This window comes from Prevotella jejuni (genome assembly GCF_900187995.1).
GTDB lineage: Bacteria > Bacteroidota > Bacteroidia > Bacteroidales > Bacteroidaceae > Prevotella > Prevotella jejuni.
Genome location: NZ_FZNZ01000014.1, coordinates 24,482 through 45,188, shown reverse-complemented (window position 1 = coordinate 45,188; position 20,707 = coordinate 24,482). Strand labels below are relative to the sequence as shown.

Annotated in this window: 17 protein-coding genes and 1 pseudogene; 16 read left to right on the top strand and 2 right to left on the bottom strand. The window is 43.9% G+C overall.

Annotation, left to right across the window (positions count from 1 at the left end):
- Positions 1-17: 17 nt before the first annotated feature.
- From CHB62_RS06840 to CHB62_RS06820, 5 genes are all read left to right on the top strand, one after another.
- Positions 18-2,708, top strand: a complete 2,691-nt coding sequence (locus CHB62_RS06840; RefSeq protein WP_089366235.1) for a 3'-5' exonuclease — start codon at positions 18-20, stop codon at positions 2,706-2,708.
- A gap of 109 nt (positions 2,709-2,817) precedes the next feature.
- Positions 2,818-3,123, top strand: a complete 306-nt coding sequence (locus tag CHB62_RS06835; protein WP_089366234.1) for a hypothetical protein — start codon at positions 2,818-2,820, stop codon at positions 3,121-3,123.
- A gap of 60 nt (positions 3,124-3,183) precedes the next feature.
- Positions 3,184-3,444: a hypothetical protein gene (locus tag CHB62_RS06830; RefSeq protein WP_089366233.1), complete on the top strand. Its 261-nt coding sequence runs from the start codon at positions 3,184-3,186 to the stop codon at positions 3,442-3,444.
- A 170-nt stretch (positions 3,445-3,614) separates the two neighbouring features.
- Entirely contained in the window at positions 3,615-4,157 is a 543-nt protein-coding gene (locus CHB62_RS06825; protein WP_240616294.1) for a hypothetical protein, read from the top strand.
- A gap of 9 nt (positions 4,158-4,166) precedes the next feature.
- The gene (locus tag CHB62_RS06820; protein ID WP_089366231.1) at positions 4,167-4,679 is read left to right on the top strand and encodes a hypothetical protein; all 513 of its coding nucleotides are present in this window, start codon (positions 4,167-4,169) and stop codon (positions 4,677-4,679) included.
- A 20-nt stretch (positions 4,680-4,699) separates the two neighbouring features.
- On the opposite strand, the gene CHB62_RS06815 is transcribed toward CHB62_RS06820, so the two are convergent.
- Entirely contained in the window at positions 4,700-5,059 is a 360-nt protein-coding gene (locus CHB62_RS06815) for a hypothetical protein (RefSeq protein WP_089366230.1), read from the bottom strand.
- 793 nt (positions 5,060-5,852) lie between these two features.
- Positions 5,853-6,038, bottom strand: coding sequence for a PG1828 family lipoprotein (locus CHB62_RS06810; protein ID WP_089366229.1), 186 nt, complete (start codon positions 6,036-6,038; stop codon positions 5,853-5,855).
- A 342-nt stretch (positions 6,039-6,380) separates the two neighbouring features.
- On the opposite strand from CHB62_RS06810, the gene mtaB reads away from it, so the two are divergent.
- From mtaB to CHB62_RS06755, 11 genes and pseudogenes are all read left to right on the top strand, one after another.
- Complete coding sequence (gene mtaB / locus CHB62_RS06805; RefSeq protein ID WP_089366257.1) at positions 6,381-7,730, top strand: tRNA (N(6)-L-threonylcarbamoyladenosine(37)-C(2))-methylthiotransferase MtaB; 1,350 nt, start codon at positions 6,381-6,383, stop codon at positions 7,728-7,730.
- Positions 7,727-8,764, top strand: a complete 1,038-nt coding sequence (locus CHB62_RS06800; protein ID WP_089366228.1) for a glycosyltransferase family 2 protein — start codon at positions 7,727-7,729, stop codon at positions 8,762-8,764. Before mtaB ends, CHB62_RS06800 begins: the two co-directional genes overlap by 4 nt.
- Before the next feature lie 110 nt (positions 8,765-8,874).
- Entirely contained in the window at positions 8,875-9,687 is an 813-nt protein-coding gene (locus tag CHB62_RS06795; protein WP_089366227.1) for a gliding motility protein GldB-related protein, read from the top strand.
- A 907-nt stretch (positions 9,688-10,594) separates the two neighbouring features.
- Positions 10,595-11,293 (top strand): carboxypeptidase-like regulatory domain-containing protein, encoded by a 699-nt coding sequence (locus CHB62_RS06785; RefSeq protein WP_089366225.1) that lies wholly within the window; start codon positions 10,595-10,597, stop codon positions 11,291-11,293.
- Positions 11,265-11,396 (top strand): annotated as a pseudogene (locus tag CHB62_RS14605) (carboxypeptidase-like regulatory domain-containing protein); the annotation flags it as partial. The gene CHB62_RS06785 and the pseudogene CHB62_RS14605, both read left to right, overlap by 29 nt.
- Positions 11,397-11,526: 130 nt before the next feature.
- The gene (locus tag CHB62_RS06780; RefSeq protein WP_089366224.1) at positions 11,527-12,237 is read left to right on the top strand and encodes a carboxypeptidase-like regulatory domain-containing protein; all 711 of its coding nucleotides are present in this window, start codon (positions 11,527-11,529) and stop codon (positions 12,235-12,237) included.
- Positions 12,238-12,252: 15 nt separating this feature from the next.
- Positions 12,253-12,966, top strand: coding sequence for a carboxypeptidase-like regulatory domain-containing protein (locus CHB62_RS06775; RefSeq protein WP_089366223.1), 714 nt, complete (start codon positions 12,253-12,255; stop codon positions 12,964-12,966).
- An 11-nt stretch (positions 12,967-12,977) separates the two neighbouring features.
- Positions 12,978-13,685: a carboxypeptidase-like regulatory domain-containing protein gene (locus tag CHB62_RS06770; protein ID WP_089366222.1), complete on the top strand. Its 708-nt coding sequence runs from the start codon at positions 12,978-12,980 to the stop codon at positions 13,683-13,685.
- 11 nt (positions 13,686-13,696) lie between these two features.
- The gene (locus tag CHB62_RS06765; protein WP_089366221.1) at positions 13,697-14,398 is read left to right on the top strand and encodes a carboxypeptidase-like regulatory domain-containing protein; all 702 of its coding nucleotides are present in this window, start codon (positions 13,697-13,699) and stop codon (positions 14,396-14,398) included.
- Positions 14,383-15,003: a radical SAM protein gene (locus CHB62_RS06760; RefSeq protein ID WP_089366220.1), complete on the top strand. Its 621-nt coding sequence runs from the start codon at positions 14,383-14,385 to the stop codon at positions 15,001-15,003. Before CHB62_RS06765 ends, CHB62_RS06760 begins: the two co-directional genes overlap by 16 nt.
- Positions 15,004-15,092: 89 nt before the next feature.
- Complete coding sequence (locus CHB62_RS06755) at positions 15,093-20,642, top strand: alpha-2-macroglobulin family protein (RefSeq protein ID WP_089366219.1); 5,550 nt, start codon at positions 15,093-15,095, stop codon at positions 20,640-20,642.
- The last annotated feature ends 65 nt before the right edge of the window (positions 20,643-20,707 follow it).

Sequence of the window (20,707 nt, the reverse complement as noted above, 5' to 3'; positions counted from 1 at the left end):
TATAAAGAATACTATCTATGGAAGAAAACAGTTACACACCCAGTTTAGACCAGTATCAGATACCTGTTGTAGAGTCAAGTCAGGGCTATCACCTTGTGCTTGCGTCGCCAGGATGTGGTAAGACTCATATCCTCGCAGAGAGGGTGAGGTATGCACGAGAAAGGGGTGTTAAGTATGAGGATATGCTCTGTCTTACATTCACAAACCGTGCTGCGAGAGAGATGACCAACCGTATCCAAAAAGTAGTAGGAGGTGACTTCTCTGAGTTGATGGTAGGTAATGTGCATCGTTTCTGCTCTAAGTTTCTCTTTGAACAGGGTCGTATACCAGCCGACTCGGCTATTATTGACGACGAAGAGGCGGTGAGCATCATTGCAGACTATCGCAATGAAGATGAGGAAGGAGTAACAAGAGACTTCAATAGGTACAAAGGCTATCAGACAATCATCTTCTTTCAGCATTTCATCTATCAGTTAGAACACCACCACCCATGGAAGTATTACCTCCATCCTGAGAGCTTTACGGATGGTGATAGAGAAGCGATAAAACACATCTGTGGCTCACAGAAGATTGATTATAACGAACAGGCCGTAGTGAATATCTATCGTCATGCACAGGAATACATGGACGAAGCGAATGCACCTGGGCTTGATGCAAAGTTAGCCGATAGGATACGTGTATTGCTATGGAAGATGTATTACGCTGGCTGTTACGCTCGTTATAAAGAGGAAAACCACCTTTTCGATTTCGAGGACTTGCTCCTCTTCACCTACGACATCTATCGTTCTGACCCAAGCTGTAAGCGTTATCCATGGATACAGGTCGATGAAGTGCAGGATCTTAACGGTATGCAACTCGCTATCATCGACCTTCTAACGGCAAAGGACAACCCGATGGTGATGTACTTAGGCGACGAGCAGCAGGCTATCTTCTCTTTTATGGGGGCGAAAGTGGAGACGTTAACCCTCTTGAAGATGCGCTGTAAGGGTAATATCCACCATCTACAGCGCAATCACCGTTCGCCAAAATACTTGCTCGATGTCTTTAATGACTATGCTGAAAAGCAACTGAAGATAGACCGCGAACTACTCCCTCTCTCCGACAACGACACGAAGGCCACATTAGGCGACCTACGAATCATACATAGCAGTACGATTGAAGCTGAACAGAAGGATATTACTGCTGAGGCTCTCCGCCTTTATGAACAGAATAGCGAGGAGCGTACAGCTATCATCGTCAGCTCTAATTCTGATGCCGACCGTATCAGTGAAGCGATGTCGGAGGCTGCCTTGACCCACTTTAGGGTGTCTGGGCGTGACCTCTTCGATACACCAGATGTCAAGTTGTTATTGGCTCATTTGAGTGTTCTCTCCAATGAACATAACTCTATCGCATGGACACGTATTATGAAGGGGGTGCATGCCTTCCCTTCTCATGCCCTTGCTCGCCGATTTAATTGGAAGCTGAAACAATTAGCACTAACGCCTTCCGATTTCCTTCTCTACCCCGAAAGCTGTTACACAGCAGAGTTCCTTCGTGCCTATAACGAGGACGAAATCGTTGTCTTCGATACTGAGACAACGGGTTTGAATGTGTTTACTGATGATATCATAGAGGTTGCGGCCATACGAATAAAGGGTGGGGAAGTGGTTGGCGAACCGCTCGACCTCTACATAGAGACCGATAAGCCGATTCTGCCCAAGCTCGGTGACAAGGAGAACCCGATGTATGCTATCTACCATGAGAAGCTGGCCACGGGCGAACTGCTCCCTCCTGCTGATGCCCTACAACGCTTCCTTGCCTACGTCGGTACCAGTCCTATCCTCGGCCATAACGCCAACTACGATTACAACATATTAGACAACAATCTGCAACGTTACTGTAATGACACGATGCAGGCACATCCTATTCGTTGCTTCGACTCGCTCAAACTGATAAGACTACTGGCTCCGAGCCTTCATTCTTATAAGTTGGAAAGCTTGCTCGAAACCTTTCACTTGACGGGTGTAAACAGTCATCAGGCAATTGATGACGTGCGGGCAACGGTCAGTCTTGTGCGCCTCTGTGCTGAGAAGGCACGTGAGAAACAGGCCAGTCAAGAGGCTTTTATCCACCACCCAAAGGTGAAGCCCTTTGCAAATGTGCTCCGAAGCAATTATGGCGAAAGCTATCGAACGGCCGTCAACCGTCTCTATAAGCCCTCTGCCGACCCTGAGCTTGCCCTTGTTAGTGAGCTTTCTACGGCTTATAAGGCCTTTCGTCTCGACGGATTAGTCAATGACATTCCCCGATTAGACTATATCCTTCGTTATCTCCGTATAGATATGTTGACGGATGAGGGAGTTGCCAACGCCCTTGCCCCACAACTTTCGCAGTACATGATGGATATTAACACACTCAAAGAGGCCGATTTCTGCAATAGTAAGAGTATCCTTGAGCGTATCTATGTGACGACTGTTCACAAGGCCAAGGGACTGGAGTTTGATAATGTTATCATCTTTGATGCTGCTGACGGACGCTATCCAAACGCCTACAACAAGACGAAGCAGCAGGATGAGGAGGATGCCCGTAAGTTCTATGTGGCCATGTCGCGTGCTAAACGTAGGCTGTTCATCGCCTATGCCCTACAGATGGTCGACCGCCACGGTAGGGTTTTCAATCGTGAACTAACACCTCTGATGGAGAGCATACAGAAGTATTTTAATTAGACAGAAGCTCCTTTTAATAATACGAATAAATACTTTTTATACATCAAAAGATAGTTTTCTGACTTAAAAAGGTTACCTTTGTGCACAAAAGATAACTAAGTTACAAAGGATGGATACAAAGCGATTACTTGCAACAAGTGGGTCAATACTCATGGCCTTATCGGCTTTTGCGGCCAATAATCAGGGTGCACAGGACTTGGTATCGAGGTTCTTAGGGAGTACAATCGCCCTCAGTACCATGCTCATCATTGGCTTTTTCAGTATTATAGGTTATGTTATCGTTGCCATGATGGCACGAAAGAGAAACAGAAGCATTGCTTTATGGATTCTTTTTAGTCTGTTGGGTACACCCTGGTTGATGATTTTAATCCTTTTCTGCATTGGTAAGGATAACACTGGTTTACAGGATAGATAACGATTAATCAGACTGTTGAAGCGTCGTTAAGATTATAGATAACAATTAATAAATACAATTATGACAAAAGAAAAGTTCTTCACCTCTATGGGATGGGTTGGTATGGTGACATCTATTTTGATGTATGTATTCTACATCCCACAGATAGGAAACAACTTAGCGGGGCAGAAGGGAACCTTTATTCAGCCATTTATGGCAGGTATAAACTGTACCTTGTGGGTCGCATACGGATTGTTCAAGGAGAAGCGTGATTGGCCTTTGGCAATTGCTAACACGCCAGGTATCATCTTTGGTTTTGTAGCTGCTTTCACCGCATTGTAAGTTCAGAACACAATACGACATCGTCCTCTTCACTCTTCTGGGTGGGGAGGATTTTTGTTTTTAGGCTGATAATCAGTGAAAAAGCCTTGTTGTTTGGGAATCTTTTTGTATCTTTGACGCAGCTAACAGCAGCTATTTACGAACACTATAAACATACTATAACGATGCGTATGAGAAGATATCAAACGGCCCTAACACTGTTCTTTCTCTCGCTTCTATTGCTTGCCTGCAAGACAAAGCAATCTGATGAGGCGAAGGATTCGGGTGTGGCAGCAGGTCATTTCCCTGACCAGAGGGAATATCTAAAGGAGTTCAAGGACGACATAGTCATCATGGAATGTGGAGATTACGACTTCAACACGACTCCAATAGGTATCGGAAATAAGTTCTTTACACTGTTGCATGGATGGGTATATACCGATGGAGTCCTCTCGCATACCATAACAGGTCAGGGACTGACATTGGGTATCTTGGTGCAAGACTTCCCAAATTATGAGGATTTGAAAGAATATGGTGGCTATTATGTATCAGACAAACCCTATATCAAAATGAATCTTTATCGCACGAAGGATGCCGTCTGGTTTATGAATAAGCGGTATCCTATCGAAAGAGAAAATGCTGACAGTATCTTCTCGCCATTAATGAAAACGGGGAGTGGGGAGATTGGTTCGGTTTGGATATTTGTAGGGGATATTCCCTTGAAGAGTAAGTAATTGTGACGTATGAAGACGGTTCTAATACTCTTATCTTGCTTCTTTCTTCTCTCTTGTACGACGAGGACGAGGAAGGCTGAGGCTGTTCATTCTCCATACGACACGGTGTTTGTCTACGCAAAGGACGAAGAAGGACAGAAAATATACAATGTTGTTTCTGAGAAGGCAGTAACGGCTAATGGTGACTCGCTGTTTGATAAGAGGCGAACAGAGGTGCCGAAACAACTGAGCGACAAGGAGTTTGAACTCGCTAAGACCCTTGTGAGGCGGTATGTCGATAGTCATCAAGACAGTTATCTGCCCTTTGATTCTTATTTCCAACAATACTTAGGCTATAAGAAAGCGGGTGTTCTGATGGCTGATGTTGCCTTGTTTTCATCTTACAAAATCGTCTATCAAAAGGGAGTTGCAGGGATTACTCGCGAAGATTATAGGGTGAAATTCAAGTATCTGAAGGACTTTGGGAAGGAGCGTAAGATGCTTACTATCAACTTGGATAAGGGAGTTATCGTCAGAGAATAAGACGAACTTCGAGATGCTACTTATCTCTTTTGCCGCCTGAACGCTACTGTTTGCTTTTCATACCATGGTAATCCTTCGATAACCAACACACTATCATGTAATTCTAAAACCTTACATCGGGCGGTGTCCTCCTCGTTATACACTAAGAAAAGCGAGTCTTTCGCAAAGTGATAATGGGTAAACCATCTGCAGGTGTCGCCCATCCCTGGGTCGAAAACCGCAGTTGAGTCGGTCACCTCGAGTATTGGAGGCATACCGACGATAGTCTTTTTCACGCCTACCCACTCACCTGTAAATGCTTGGGGATAAACGGGTCCGTTGTACCTGCTGCATGCGATGAGCAGAACTGACAATAAGAAAGGATATAAAAGATGTCTCATACTTTACGAATTAACCGACTACTTTCTTCAAAATAAGTGTGCTTGCTGTTGCAAGCAAACCAAAAGAGACAAAAGAACCCTATCTCTTTTATAGTGTAAACGTACTTAATCGTAGAAAATTGCTTGGTGTTGATGATTTCTATAAGAACTGACGTGGATTCGGAAACACTTTTCTCTATGGATTGAAATATATTTACAAAGAAGGAATAAGATTGTAGACAACTACAAAAGAAACGCATGTGAAGGTCGCAGACGTAAGTCGCATGATGTCAGAGGGTTGTGAGGTCGGTTGTAGAAAGGCCTCTTCTTGGTGCAAGAAGGGCGTGTTCTTGGTGCAAGAAGGGCATGTTCTTCAACGTTGAAGGGCGTCTTCTTCAATCATGAAGGGCGTGTACTGGTAAGGAGAGGATTGAAAACTCTTTACAAGAAGTACGTGCTGTCTTGTATTGCAAAGCTGTTTCTATGTTTTCCTTTTCGCTTTTCTTTTTGTGACTGATAGACTTGTCAGTTCCAAAGCATGTATGGATAGGGTAGGTGGTTAGGGCGTGCTTTATCTGAGTGTATAGATAAGCAGTATAGAAGGTATGCTAATGTAGGGGTAGAGTGATAGCGTAGAAAAGCATAGACCGACTAATCCTTTTTTTCTTCTCATGGATGGAGTCGACTGCTTAAAATGCGGTAGAAGCTATTAGAACAGCCTGTTGACAGATATAGTTCAGCCTTATAGGCACAAAAAAAACCGCAGGACAAGGTCCTGCGGCCAATTTCTCTCTTTTTCTGTTCGTACTCTGAATTACTTAACAGAGTCTGGAGCAACTGAGTCAGCAGCAGCTGAGTCAGCGTTAGCGCTATCTACCATAGCTGAGTCTGCAGTAGAGTCTGCAGTAGAGTCAGCGTTTGCAGCTGGCTTAGAGTTACCACCACATGATGCGAAAGAGATAGCTGCAATAGCTACGAACATTAAAACTAATTTCTTCATTTCTTTGCTTTTTTAAATCTGTAAAACAATCATTTGTTTGTTAAAACGATGCAAAGGTAAGTATTTTTTTTATACGGCAATAATATTTTTAGGACTTTTTTTATTCTTTGAAAGCGGTGTTCTTGCAAAGTGTTGATACTCAACTATATACAAATAGTAAATAAATGTTAACGTTTTAGATGTGTGCCTACACAATTTGAAAAGGCTTCGTTTTTTGCTATCTAAAAGTCTTCTCTTGGCGTGAAAAATCTTCTTTTCTTTGTCTTTCTTACCTTTTTATAATGTGCAAACGGCCTCTTTTCTTTGGTAATGTGTTCATTTTACTGTAACTTTGCAGGTTATATGATAGATACAGCAGCATTTCAAGGCAAGACAGCCAAGTTCTATACGTTGGGTTGTAAGCTCAATTTCTCAGAGACAAGTACCTTCGCGCGTACCTTATATAATATGGGCGTGCGTGAAGCGAAGAAGACAGAGCAGGCAGACATCTGCCTGATTAACACCTGTTCGGTCACTGAGGTTGCCGATCATAAGTGCCGTCAGATCATTCATCGTATGGTCCGTCAGAACCCAGGAGCCTTTGTCATCGTGACAGGTTGCTATGCTCAGCTTGAGAGTGCAACGGTAGCGAAGATTGAAGGAGTTGACCTTGTCTTGGGGAGTAATGAGAAGGCTGACCTCGTGCAGTACCTTAGTGACGCATGGAATAAGGTCGATTCTGCTAAGGAAGAAGCACAGGAAGGGGAGTACCACTCTGTTAAGACGAAGGATATCAAGAGTTTTCAGGCAAGTTGCTCACGTGGTAATCGCACGCGCTACTTCCTTAAAGTACAAGATGGATGTAATTACTTCTGTACTTATTGTACGATTCCCTTTGCACGAGGTTTCTCTCGTAACCCTACCATTCAGTCGCTTGTTGCACAGGCAGAGGAGGCTGCCAAGGAAGGAGGAAAGGAGATTGTGCTAACGGGAGTGAACATAGGTGACTTTGGAAAGACCACTGGCGAGAGTTTCTTAGACCTTGTCAAGGCATTAGATAAGGTTGAGGGAATACAGCGTTACCGCATTAGTTCGTTGGAGCCCGACCTGATTGACGATGACTTAATAGCCTATTGTGCCGAGTCACGAGCCTTTGTGCCTCATTTCCATATCCCCCTTCAGAGTGGTTCTGACGAGGTGTTGAAGTTGATGCACCGCCGTTATGACACGCAGCTCTTTGCCCACAAGATACGACTCATTAAGGAGAAGATGCCGAAAGCATTTATCGGTGTGGATGTAATGGTGGGTTCTCGTGGTGAAAGACCAGAGTATTTTGAGGACTGTTATAACTTTCTCAATTCCCTTCCTATCACCCAACTGCATGTCTTCCCCTACTCTGAACGCCCAGGAACAGCGGCCCTCTCGATCCCTTACGTGGTAGACGACCGTGAGAAGAAACACCGTGCTCACAAGCTCTTGAAGCTGTCGGATGAGAAGACACGTGCTTTCTATGCGGAGCATATAGGGCAGGAAGCCAACGTACTCTTCGAGAAAGCCGCACGTGGAAAGGCTATGCATGGCTTCACAGATAACTATATTCGAGTGGAGCTATCGCCTGCACAGGCAAAAGAGGAGTATGACAACCAAATCCTCCGAGTACGTTTAGGCGAGTTCAACTTCGACCAGAGCTCATTAAAAGCAGACCTCTTATGAAAGTAGCCATTGTCATTCTGAACTGGAACGGACGTAGCATGATGGAGCAATACCTGCCTTCTGTGCTGAATTTCTCACGTAATGAAGCCGAGATAATCATTGCTGACAATGCCTCAACAGACGATTCTGTCGCATGGTTAAAAGCTACTTATCCCTACTTGCGGGTGATTGAGTTGACGAAGAACTATGGCTTTGCTGAGGGCTATAACCGTGCTCTTAAGCAGGTAGACAGCGAGTATTACGTGCTACTAAACAGTGATGTCGAGGTGACCCACCACTGGTTAACACCGCTCATAGAGGAGATGGAAGCCCATGAAGACATAGCGGCTTGTCAGCCGAAGTTGCTCTCTGTGGCCAATCCTGACGCTTTTGAGTATGCTGGTGCATCGGGTGGCTTCCTCGACCGTTACGGTTATCCGTTCTGCAGAGGGCGCATCTTTGACACGGTGGAGGACGATAATGGGCAGTATGATAACAGTGAGGAAGTACTTTGGGCAACAGGTGCTTGCCTAATGATACGTGCTAAAGACTATTGGACAGCAGGCGGTTTAGATGGGCGTTTCTTTGCCCACAATGAGGAAATAGACCTCTGTTGGCGTCTGCATCAGATGGGTAAACGCATCTTCTGCTTTCCTGAGAGCTATGTCTATCACGTCGGAGGCGGTACGTTACCCAAGTCGAATCCACGTAAGACCTTCCTGAACTTCCGCAATAACCTTACTATGTTGTGGAAGAACTTACCAGAGGATGAGTTGAAGCATGTCATGCGTGTAAGATGGTTCTTAGACTATCTCGCAGCATTTCAAGCACTGATACAGAAGCGTAATTGGGGTGAGTTCAAAGCGATACTATCGGCACGTCGTGCCTTTAAGAAGTGGAGACACGAGTTTGAACGACTACCAAGTTATCTTGAGAAGATCGATGGTCATAGAGAGAATTTACCGTCCTGTACGCATGATGGACGCAAGGAGTATTCCCTTCTTTGGCAGTATTATGTGAAAGGACATAAGCTCTTTGAGACTCTACCTGAATAAAAATAAGAAAAGATTACATGCCTTTTTAATATTTTTAGCATATCACTTGCGCTTTAAAATAATTTTTAGTAATTTTGCAGAGAATACTCAAATATTGTAAAAAGTAACCAGTGAAATATCTCTATTACATATTAGTTGTTGTACTGTTTACCTGCGTTGGTTGTCAGTTTAGGCTTACATCAGATGATGGGAGAGACTCCTCTCTATTGTTTGAGATAGATCGCTATGACCGTTTGGAGTATCGTTATTTGACAACAGGTGACTTCTCTGCCCTCCAGCAGATGAATACTGAGTATCCTATAGAGACTCGTACGCTAATAGAAGATGTAGTAAAGATAGGCGAGATAACCGACCCTGACATCAATACTAAGTTCTTGAAGTTCTATCAAGACACAACTTTACAGTCGGTTATTGCCGCTGTCGAGTCGGAGTATGCCAATACGGAGGACCTTGACCACCAGTTTAGTTCGGCTTTCAAACGGTTGAGACAATTATTGCCAAACGTTGCCATACCAAGAGTCTATGCCCAGATATCAGCTTTAGACCAGAGTATTGTGGTCGGTAACGGTACGATAGGCATATCATTGGATAAGTATCTCGGCCCTAACTACCCATTGTATGCGAAGTTCTATTCGCCTACACAGCGCAAACAGATGTCGCGTGAATACATCCTTCCAGACTGTATGACCTTCTATTTGATGAGTGTTTATCCTCTTCAACACTTTGAGTCGCGTCCGCAGGTGGAGCGTGATCTACAAATAGGAAAGATACAATGGCTTGTTAATCAGGTCATGTCGAAGCGCATCTATCACAGTCGTTACGAAGAGGCGGTCGATGAATATATGAAAAAGAACTCAAAGATCTCGTATGAGGAACTGCTTCGTATGACAGATTTCTCTAAGTTTAATACCACTGGATATTAGCGGCTACTACTCAGTTGAGCTGAAACAATTATACAGTCCCCTCTCAGAACCAACGGTGTCGACCGTAGGAATGGTTTTGGAGAGGGGATTTTTGTGTCTATACGTTTGTGCGTTTGGTATGTATTCTTCTCTTAACAAAAGTCTATTCGTTTGTTTTCTTGCTGATTGGCAGTTTCCTTCTCTCACAGAGAGCACAGTCGAAACAGATACATTCTACCCACGGTCGAACGTATGAGAAAAGTGATCTTTCCTCCTTCTCAACCTCCGCTGGGAGGAGTGTGTGGTGTGAGATTATCTCTATAAGGCGTTCGTGAAGAAGTAGGAAATCATTACATACTATTGTGCTTAATCCGTTCAAAAAGCGAGAACTCTCTCCTCTGTAATCGAGTCTATAACACACAAGAAATCAATATGTTACATACTCTATTGGAGAAGACGCCTTTCTTGCCTCAAGAAGGGCCTCCTCTTGCCCCAAGAAGGGCATGTTCTCGAACGAAGAAGGGCATGTTCTCGAACGAAGAAGGACGAAAAAATAGACAAGGGGAAAGGTGGATAGAGGGGACCTCCCCCAACCCCTCCGAAGGAGGGGAGCCCCAAGCTACTAAGAGAAAACCAATGACGTTTGTAGTTGTGGATGTTTAATATGATATTACTAACATGTAGACTTTAATACTCAATAGTAAACATCTAACACCCAACAAAGCACGCCATCAACACCTAACATTAAACACCTAACACCCAAAAATTACCACCTAACACCCAACAAAGGCATTCCATCACCACCCAACACTAAACACCTAACACCCAACACCCGCCTAACAAATTTGTTAGAACATTCTTGTTTATCCTCTTTTTTTTATATATTTGTGGCGAAAACTATTATGTTCTAACACTTAAACGATAATTTATGGAAAAAGGGAAAGCTATCTGCAAAGTCCTGAAAGAGGTTCGTCAGAGAGTTGCGAAAGAGAATGGAATAAGCTACAAGCCGGTAGAGTGTCATCATGAGGGCGAGTGTTCTGGTACTTGCCCAGGCTGCGAGAAGGAGATTCGTTACCTCGAAGAACAACTGAGGAACAAGCAGCGTGGAGGATTGGGATTGAAGGTTGCGGGTATTGCAGCAGGCGTCTGTGTGACAGTATTGCCAATGGCTGCTATGGTACAAACAGAGAGTAAGATTAGTCCTGACTTTAAGGATAAAACGATAAAGAATGATTCTATAAGAGCGGTAGACCTGACCAATGGTCACCCTGATGCTGTGCTATTACGTGGGAAGGTGTTCGATACAAAGACAAAGGAGCCTATTATTGGAGCCGTTGTTGAGTCGAAGGACACAAAAAAAGGAGATGTCACCGATATTGAGGGCGACTATGCTGTGAAAGCTCTGCCAACTGATACACTGGAGGTGAGAGGTGTTGGTTATTATAAAAAGAGTGTGACAGTTAAAGAACTCTTAGATAAAAAGAATAATGATATTTATATCACTGAGGACTCGGCGATGATGAATGAAATTATAGTCTTCGGTGGATGTGATAAAATGTTTGGGAAGCATAAGGCGAAGAAAGGCCCTAAGTCGCATAAGGAGAAGAAGTGTAATAAGAAATAAAGTTATGGTAAAAGGGAGGAGTACTTGTAAGCTATTGAAGGATATTCGGCAGCAGATAGCGGATGCGAATGGTATCAGTTATCAGCCTAAGGAGTGTCATCATCACCACCCAACATTAAACACCTAACACCCAACACTCGCATAACAAATTTGTTAGAACATTCATGTTTATCCTCTTTTTTTTATATATTTGTGGCGAAAACTATTATGTTCTAACACTTAAACGATAATTTATGGAAAAAGGGAAAGCTATCTGCAAAGTCCTGAAAGAGGTTCGTCAGAGAATTGCGAAAGAGAATGGAATAAGCTACAAGCCGGTAGAGTGTCATCATGAGGGCGAGTGTTCTGGTACTTGCCCAGGCTGCGAGAAGGAGATTCGTTACCTCGAAGAACAATTGAGGAACAAGCAGCGTGGAGGATTGGGATTGAAGGTGGCAGGCATTGCAGCAGGTGTTTGTGTGACAGTATTGCCAATGGCTGCTATGGTACAAACAGAGAGTAAGATTAGTCTGGAGGCGAATCCCCAGCTCATAAAGCAGGATAGTGTAGAAGTGGTGGACCTGACGAAGGGTAATCCCGATGCTGTGCTCTTACGTGGACAGGTGCTTGATAAGGATACAAAAGATTCATTATTTAGAGCAGTTGTTATGTTGAAAGGGTCAACAGCACCCAATGCATTGGGGACATGTACCAATGTGGATGGCTGGTATGCGGTGAAAGCTCTGCCAACCGACACCTTAGAAGCTGAATTTGTAGGCTATCATAAGACTTATGTAACGGTTAAAGAGCTGTTAGCGACAAAGGATAAGACGATTTATCTTGAGGAGGATACTACCTATAAGCATGTTATTTTCACCGTTGGAGGCATAAAAGGAACACCAGGGAAGCATCATCCAAAGAAAGGACCTAAGTCGCACAAGGAAAAGAAGTGCAAGAAGAAATAAAGAGAAGTTGATGGTATGACGAAAGGAAGGAGTACTTGTAAGTTGCTGAAGGATATTCGGCAGCAGATAGCTGATGCCAATGGTATCAGTTATCGACCCAAAGAGTGTCAGCACAAGGGGGATTGTGCGGGTACTTGCCCTGCTTGTGAGGAGGAGATACGTTACCTTGAACGGGAGCTGAAAGCACGTAAGGGTAATGGCTTCGGTATGAAGGTAGCTGGTATAGCAGCAGGTATCTGCGCTACGGTAATGCCGATGACCGCTGCTGCGCAAGCTGTTAAGTCTGATAGTACGGCTAACCCTCCTGTACAAACAACCAAGAAAGCCCCTATAAAGGTAGTAGACCTTTCTGATGGATGTGCATCACCTGTGGTTGTACGTGGAATGGTCATAGACGAAGAAAATAAAGAACCAGTGATAGGGGCAGCTGTTTTTATAGACGGAACAAGAAAGGGCATTGTAACAGATATTGATGGACAGTTTGCCTTGAAAGTACCACCAGACACTTCGTTGGTTATTTCATATATCGGATACAAGACAAAGAAGGTTCATGTAAGCTCTCTTTTGCATTCTGATAATAATGTTATAGTGCTTGAGGATAGTAGAGAGCCAATGTTAGATGGTATTGTAACAATAGCTACACGACCTACCAGTAAAGATGACTTGTATGGTCGTAGAACTTATAAGCCGAAGTCACATAAGGAGAAGAATAAAAAGAAGTGTAAGTAAGGATAAGGATTATGGTAAAAGGAAAGAGTACTTGTAAGTTGCTAAAGGATATTCGGCAGCAGATAGCGGATGCCAATGGTATCAGCTATCAGCCTAAGGAGTGTCACCACAAGGGGGATTGTGCGGGTACTTGTCCTGCTTGTGAGGCGGAGATACGTTACCTTGAACGGGAGTTGAAAGCACGTAAGGGTAGTGGCTTCGGTATGAAGGTGGCTGGTATCGCAGCAGGTATTTGCGCCACGGTAATGCCGATGACCGCTGCTGCGCAAGCTGTTAAGTCTGATAGTACGGCTAACCCTCCTGTACAAACAACCAAGAAAGCCCCTATAAAGGTAGTAGACCTTTCTGATAGTTGTGCATCACCTGTGATTGTACGTGGAATGGTCATAGACGAAGAAAATAAAGAACCAGTGATAGGGGCAGGTGTTTTTATAGACGGAACAAACAAGGGCATTGCAACAGATATCGATGGACAGTTTGCTTTGAAAGTACCGTCAGACACGTCGTTGGTTATTTCATATATCGGTTATGAGAAGCAAAAGGTTCGTGTAAGTTCTCTTTTACGTTCAGAGAATAATGTTATTATTCTTAAAACCGATGGAAATGTGATGCTTGGAGACCTTGCTGTATTTACGAAGACAATATATAACGATGATGTATATGGTCGTAGGACTTATAAGGTGAAGTCGCATAAGGAGAAGACGAAGAAGTGTAAGTAAAGATTAAGGTTATGGTGAAAGGGAAGAGTACTTGTAAGCTATTAAAGAGTATTCGGCAGCAGATAGCAAATGCGAATGGTATTAGCTATCAACCCAAAGAGTGTCACTATGAGGGGGATTGTGCGGGTACTTGCCCTGCTTGTGAGGCAGAGATACGCTATTTAGAGACACAGTTAAGAGAACGGAAACGCAAGGGATGGGGCATGAAGGTGGCTGGCTTGGCTGCAGGCATTTGTGTTGCTACGGTCCCGCTTACATCATGTCAGAATACTCCCAAAGCTTGCAACGTTGAGAGCAAAGCTCAGGATTCTACTGATATGTTAGTTCAGGGCGAGACAGAAGTTATGCCAGAAGCACACACAAGAGATTTGAAGTGCTCCATAGCTATTAGTGGGCGTGTGCTTAATGCGTCATCTGGTCAGGCTGCTTCGGAGGTTAATGTTATGATACAGGGAGGTAAGAAGAGAGTGTCTTTGGGCGAGGATGGAAGGTTTGCCTTGCAGGTTAATCGCAATGACACGCTCGTGTTCTCATCTTATGGGTATATAGATAAGGTGATAGCAGTGAAGTCTATTCGTAATCCTAACGATATGGTTGTCCGTTTAGAACCCTCTCTCGCCGTTGTTGGAGGGATAGATAGGGCATATTTAGAAAAAGAGTTAGCCGATAGCGCAGCACCGCAATCACATAAAGAGAAATGCAATCAGAAATAACAGCACCGTTTATAGCTATCAATCGGCATAGGCTCTCTACCGATGGGGAGGGCGTAACGACATTGGTAGGGTTCCATGGTTGTCCGCTTCATTGCGTCTACTGCTTAAATCCTCAGTGCTTACAAGCTGACGGGGTATGGTGCAGGATGACGCCAGGAGAGTTATATAGTGAGGTGGAGATAGACGACCTCTACTTTATGGCAACGGGTGGTGGCATCTGCTTTGGAGGTGGTGAACCCCTCTTACATTCAGACTTCATCAAGGCCTTTGCAGCTATAATGAACCCTGAGTGGATGTTGACAATAGAGACGTCACTCAATGTACAGCTTGAGAGGGTCAAGTCTGTTGCCCCTTTGATAAAGCTGTGGTATGTTGATATTAAGGATATGAACCCTACTATCTATAAGGCATACACTTGTAAAGACAATGCTCTGGTAATCAGTAACCTTCAGTGGTTAGCAGCGAACGGGTATGCTGATAAGGTGATTATTCGCTTACCCTTGATACCCAAATATAACACAGACAAAGACCGACAAGAGAGTCGGCAGCAGTTGGAGAAGATGGGCTTTACACGCTTCGATACGTTTAATTATATAATAAGGTAGGAATATTAATACTCTATAATATACATAGTTCATCTTTTGAAATATCCTTTGAAATCATTATCTTTGCAATTAATAAAAAGAAAGAGAGTATGAGAAAATCCCTTATCATTTTATCAATTATATTTCTGTTGTTGCCTATCAGCGTAACAGCACAGAGTTTCGATGCCTTATGGCAACAAGTAAATCAAGCAGAGAGAATGGACCTGCCAAAGACACAAATCAGCTTATTGCAGCAGATTGAACGGAAGGCACAGAAGGAGAAAGCCTATGGACAGGTGTTGGCAGCAAGTCTGATGGCATCAAGGTTACGGACAGAGATAGCTCCAGACTCTGCTGAGGTGGAGCTTAAACGATTGAAGGGAAAGGCAAAGATGGTAGAAGGGAAGGATGAAGTCTTATCGGCTATCTATAACTGTGTTTTGGGTGTGATAGATCGGAATGAAGATGCTGGTAATGCTGACGAATACTTTAAGAAGGCACTTGCCAATCCTTCTCTATTGGCAAGCCAGAAAGCAGCTGACTTTCAGCCGTTGGTAGAAATCGGTAAAGACGATAATATCTTCAAGGGCGACCTGTTGCATGTTATTGGTATGCAGGTGGGCAACTATGATAAACTACATAGTTATTACAAAAGCGTTGGAAACCGAGAAGCAGCTTGCTACACGGCCTTGATGGGGATAGAGGAGAAGGAAGAGAGTATTCCAAAGCTCGACTCACTCATGCAAGAGTATAGCGACTTACCTATAAGTGGGGAAGTTGCAATACAACGTTATCTATGTATGGGCAAGGACACACCCGTTGAGAAGAAGATAGCTTATATTGATGATGCCCTCGTTAGATGGGCCTCATGGAAACGAATAGTGCGTTTACGTAATATCCGTATGTCACTGACAAAACCGATGTTCGATGCTCGTTTTGATAAGTCTAATGTTAGTTCGTCGGAGAAGAATAACTGGGTTAGACTGAATACACGCAACTTGTCGAATGTTACCATAACTGTTACGCGTACAAGACTGGCTGGAGATCACCGCCTTAGTGTCAATGTTGAGAAGGATAGGGATAAGTTGATGGCAAGCCTGTTGCCCGCAACAAAGCAGACAATCATCCGTACTTACACTGGTCATAAGGACTATGAAGAGGTGAAGGACTCCTTCTTAATGCCTACATTACCTTTGGGTGTCTACCTTATTAAGATAGAGAGTTCTAATAAGGATGTCCTGCCAGAGTATGCTTTCTACTATGTTAGTGACCTCTATGTCATGTCTGAACAGCAGCCGAAGGGGCTGTCACGGTATGTTGTAGTTAATGTTGTGGATGGGCAACCAGTAGCCGATGTAAAGGTTAGAGCTACCTATGCAGAATATTATGGTAAGCCTTCTGTTGTAAAGAAGCAGGTGACGAACAAGAAAGGGGAGGTTGTGTTTGAGACGGAAAGCAATGCCCCAAAGATCTATGTCGCTACGAGTAAGGACAAAGCCTTTAGGGAAGTAAGACTGGAAAGTTCGTATGATTACAGCGGGAGAAACTATGACAACTTGGTAACTGAGGTCTTCACGGATAGGAGTATCTATCGTCCTGGACAGACAGTGCACGCATCTGTCATTGCTTATCAGAATACAAAGCAAGGGTATAAGACGAAGGCTGCAGGCGGACTAACCTTCGATATGATCTTACGTGACGCTAATTATAAGGAGATTGGACGTAAGTCAGTGACTACAGACAGCTTCGGTACTGCTGCAGCCGACTTTGAGCTGCCTACAAGTGGACTGACTGGACGATTCTCTATCAAGGCAGATTATGGTACGAAAGGGTATGAGTCATTCTCGGTAGATGAGTATAAGCGCCCAACGTTTGACGTAAGTTTTGACGAATATAAGGATAAGTATGCTATCGGTGACACTATCAAGTTGATTGGACATGCTAAGAGTTTTGCTGGTGTACCAGTACAAGGTGCAAAGGTGCATTACGTTGTCACGCGTAATACAAGCTATTGGTGTAGCTTCTATGAAGACGTTGCAAGCGTGAACGAACAGGACGTTATGACAGATGATAAGGGTGAGTTCGTTGTTACCGTACCTTTTGTATTGTCTGACAAGGTCAAGAAAGAAATAGAAGCCGGTAATGAAGACTTTCGCTCACTATTCTATCGTTTTAGTGTGGAAGCGTCGGTGACTGATGCTGCCGGTGAGACACATGAGGGCTATGCGTCGTTACCAATAGGTACAAAAGAGACGTTCTTGTCTTGTAATCTCCCTTATGAGAATCTGCGCAATAGCATTAAAACGATAAAGTTCGGTTACTATAATGTTGCAGGAAATACTCTTGATGGTACCGTGAAATATGTGATAGTACCACAGCAGAAGGATAAGAGTAGGTATGTATATGGCAATTACACGACCGTGAAGGCTAATGAGGAGGTTGCTATAAAGGCTTTGTCTTCTGGAACTTATCGTCTACATGCAATTTGTGGGGCGGATACAATAGACCAGGACTTTATAGTCTTCTCTTTAGACGATAAGCGTCCTGTTATTGAGACACATGACTGGTTCTATCTAAGTGGGAACCAATTCCCTCGTGATGGAGGTCCTATTTATATGCAGGTAGGCTCAAGCGATGAGAATCAATATGTTGTTTATTCTATCTTCTCAGGCGATAAAGTGATTGAGACAGGCGCTTTCAATCAGAGTAATAGTATAACGACACGCAAGTTTATATATAAGGAAGAGTATGGTGATGAGATATTTCTTAATTATGCTTGGGTAAAGAATGGCATTCTGTATAGGCATTCTGAGAGGATTAGCCGTCCGTTACCAGATAAGAAATTGATAGTGAAATGGAAGACATTCCGTAATAAGCTCACCCCAGGACAACAGGAGGAATGGACAGTGACCATTAATCGTCCTGATGGTAAGGCGGCTAATGCTCAGTTGATGGCAACGCTTTATGATAAGAGTCTTGACGAGCTCATGTCTCATTCATGGAGCTTTATCAACTTCTTCTCACTTAACTATACATTTGCTGAATGGCGTAGTCCTCGCTATGGAGGCATCTATCTTTCAGCTGATGCAAACCTTCTTTATTATAATGTGGATAGGTTAACTTTCTCAAAGTTTGATAGCCGCTTCTTAGAAGAATATGATACGCCAGATGCTTATATTTATTCAGCAACATCAGACCGAATGGTAAGCATGACGCGTGCCGTTAAGTCAATGGCTTTCGCAAAGGAGTCTGCTATGGCCGAGGTAGCTAAGGTTGGCCATGAAGATGACAATGAATCGGATGTGAAATTTACTGCTCCTGTTATCAAGAAAGATGAGGAGATAAAACAAGAAAAGGACAAAACGAAGACTGTAAAGCCTTCTATGCGTGAGAACCTCAATGAGACTGCCTTCTTCTATCCACAGTTGCAGACAGATGGGAACGGTAATGTAAGTATTAAGTTCACCCTTCCTGAGAGCTTAACGACGTGGCGCTTCATGGGATTAGCACATGATGAGGATATGAACAATGGCTTCCTTTCTGATGACATCGTGGCTCAGAAGACCTTGATGGTGCAACCTAACATGCCTCGCTTTGTCCGTATGGGTGATGAGGTGATGCTTTCTGCGCGCTTGTTCAACCTTTCTGAGAAGGATATCAATGCTAAGGCAAAGATTGAAATACTTGACCCTGCAACGGAGAAGGTGCTCTTCACCGATAGCAAAGCTGTTGTCTTGAAGGCACAGGGGGGTGGTTCGGCAACGTATAGTTTAGCTTCATTGTTGGCAAAGGACGCTAACAAGCTTACAGCTGACCAATCCTTGCTCATTGTGCGCTTCTTGGTTGAGGGCGGTGGGTTCTCTGATGGGGAGCAACACTACCTTTCAGTACTTCCTAATAAGGAGTATGTTACAAACACCTATCCGTTTACTCAGAATGAGGCGGGCGTTAAGACAATAGATATCAGTAAGCTCTTCCCAAAGAAGAGTACCGACCAGAAGCTTACAGTAGAGTACACTAACAACCCTAACTGGTTGATGATTCAGGCCTTGCCATATATCTCTAAGACAAATGACGATAATGCTATCAGTCTTGTATCGGCTTATTATGCAAATTACTTGGGTAATCACATCATGAGTACTTCACCGGTGATTAAGCAGACTATTGAGCAATGGAAGAAGGAGAGCAGTAAGGAAACTTCAATGATGTCGGCTTTGGAGAAGAATCAAGAACTTAAGTCGCTGGCACTTAATGAGACGCCATGGGTGATGGAGGCAAAGAACGAAAGCGAACAAAAACAGCAACTCGTGCGTTTCTTCGACGCTAATCAGTTGCAGAACAACCTTACTTCAATCTTCAAGAAATTGAAGGATTTGCAGCAATCTGATGGTTCGTTCTCTTGGTGGCCAGAGATGAAGGGAAGTCTGTATATGACGGTTGCGGTGACAAAGACACTCGCTCGTCTGCAGAGTATTACGACTCCAACACCAGAGCAAACGGACATGATTAAGGCTTCTTTCCGTTTTATGGATAAGAAGGTGGCTAAGTGTGTGAAGGAGATGAAGCGTTACGAGAAGAAGTATGACACTACTCTCTTCCCGTCTGATGACCTTTGTGATTATCTCTACACCAATGCTTTGTTCTATCACGACCGTTCTACAAATGATATTAAGTACCTCATTGACCGCTTGACCAAGATGCCTACGGAATTAACCATTTATGGTAAGGCTAATACAGCAGTAATCCTTCAGCAGTATGGTAGGGTTGAGAAGGCACGTCAATACCTACAGAGTATCAAGGAATATACGGTTTATACGGAGGAGAAGGGACGTTACTTTGATTCTAAAAACGCTTATTACAGTTGGCGTGATTATAAGATACCAACGCAGGTGGCGGCTATCGAGGCTTTAAAGGCCATCGCACCTAATGATAGTAAGACGCTTATCGAGATGCAGCGGTGGCTCTTACAGGAGAAGCGTACGCAGGCTTGGGACACACCATTGAACTCTGTCAATGCTGTTTGGGCCTTTACTAATAAAGGTAACTGGCTGATGCAGAACGGAGAACACGCTACGTTGTTGCTTGACAACCAACCTTTGCAGACAACACAGCCTACTGCTGGCTTGGGATATGTGAAGGTTTCGCAGCCTGTCGACATTCAATCGCCTTCCCGTCATGAGCTAACAATCAATAAGACAAGCACTGGCACCAGCTGGGGGGCGGTCTATGCACAATTCTTCCAGGCTTCGACAGACATCTCTGCAGCCACATCTGGTATGAAGATTATACGTGAGGTGCTGGTAGATAGCGTGTCTTTCAAGAAGACTATGCACCTTAAGGTGGGTGACAAGGTGCGCATCCGCTTGACAATCATTGCTGATCGTGATTACGACTTCGTACAGGTTGTTGACAAGCGTGCGGCCTGCCTTGAGCCTGTTAGCCAGTTGAGTGGTTATCGTTGGGGGTATTATATTGCTCCGAAGGACTACACCACCAACTATTACTTCGATGAGATGGCTAAGGGTAAACATGTTGTTGAGACCGAGTATTACGTTGATCGCGCTGGTGTTTACCAAACTGGAACCTGTACAGTACAGTGTGCATACGCCCCAGAGTATAGCGGACGCACTGGAGCCATGGTTATTCAAGTGAAGGAGTAGACATGTAGACGAGTAGATAAGTGAATGAGTTGACAAGTAGATAAGTGGATGAGTTGACAAGTAGA

Excerpts from the sequence above, each read along its gene's own strand:
- CHB62_RS06810 (WP_089366229.1), bottom strand. The coding sequence starts at position 6,038 with ATGAAGAAATTAGTTTTAATGTTCGTAGCTATTGCAGCTATCTCTTTC.
- CHB62_RS06765 (WP_089366221.1), top strand. The coding sequence starts at position 13,697 with ATGGTGAAAGGGAAGAGTACTTGTAAGCTATTAAAGAGTATTCGGCAG.
- CHB62_RS06800 (WP_089366228.1), top strand. The coding sequence starts at position 7,727 with ATGAAAGTAGCCATTGTCATTCTGAACTGGAACGGACGTAGCATGATG.
- CHB62_RS06815 (WP_089366230.1), bottom strand. The coding sequence starts at position 5,059 with ATGAGACATCTTTTATATCCTTTCTTATTGTCAGTTCTGCTCATCGCA.
- CHB62_RS06755 (WP_089366219.1), top strand. The coding sequence starts at position 15,093 with ATGAGAAAATCCCTTATCATTTTATCAATTATATTTCTGTTGTTGCCT.
- CHB62_RS06840 (WP_089366235.1), top strand. The coding sequence starts at position 18 with ATGGAAGAAAACAGTTACACACCCAGTTTAGACCAGTATCAGATACCT.
- CHB62_RS06780 (WP_089366224.1), top strand. The coding sequence starts at position 11,527 with ATGGAAAAAGGGAAAGCTATCTGCAAAGTCCTGAAAGAGGTTCGTCAG.
- CHB62_RS06835 (WP_089366234.1), top strand. The coding sequence starts at position 2,818 with ATGGATACAAAGCGATTACTTGCAACAAGTGGGTCAATACTCATGGCC.
- mtaB (WP_089366257.1), top strand. The coding sequence starts at position 6,381 with ATGATAGATACAGCAGCATTTCAAGGCAAGACAGCCAAGTTCTATACG.
- CHB62_RS06760 (WP_089366220.1), top strand. The coding sequence starts at position 14,383 with ATGCAATCAGAAATAACAGCACCGTTTATAGCTATCAATCGGCATAGG.
- CHB62_RS06770 (WP_089366222.1), top strand. The coding sequence starts at position 12,978 with ATGGTAAAAGGAAAGAGTACTTGTAAGTTGCTAAAGGATATTCGGCAG.
- CHB62_RS06820 (WP_089366231.1), top strand. The coding sequence starts at position 4,167 with ATGAAGACGGTTCTAATACTCTTATCTTGCTTCTTTCTTCTCTCTTGT.
- CHB62_RS06775 (WP_089366223.1), top strand. The coding sequence starts at position 12,253 with ATGACGAAAGGAAGGAGTACTTGTAAGTTGCTGAAGGATATTCGGCAG.
- CHB62_RS06830 (WP_089366233.1), top strand. The coding sequence starts at position 3,184 with ATGACAAAAGAAAAGTTCTTCACCTCTATGGGATGGGTTGGTATGGTG.
- CHB62_RS06825 (WP_240616294.1), top strand. The coding sequence starts at position 3,615 with ATGAGAAGATATCAAACGGCCCTAACACTGTTCTTTCTCTCGCTTCTA.
- CHB62_RS06785 (WP_089366225.1), top strand. The coding sequence starts at position 10,595 with ATGGAAAAAGGGAAAGCTATCTGCAAAGTCCTGAAAGAGGTTCGTCAG.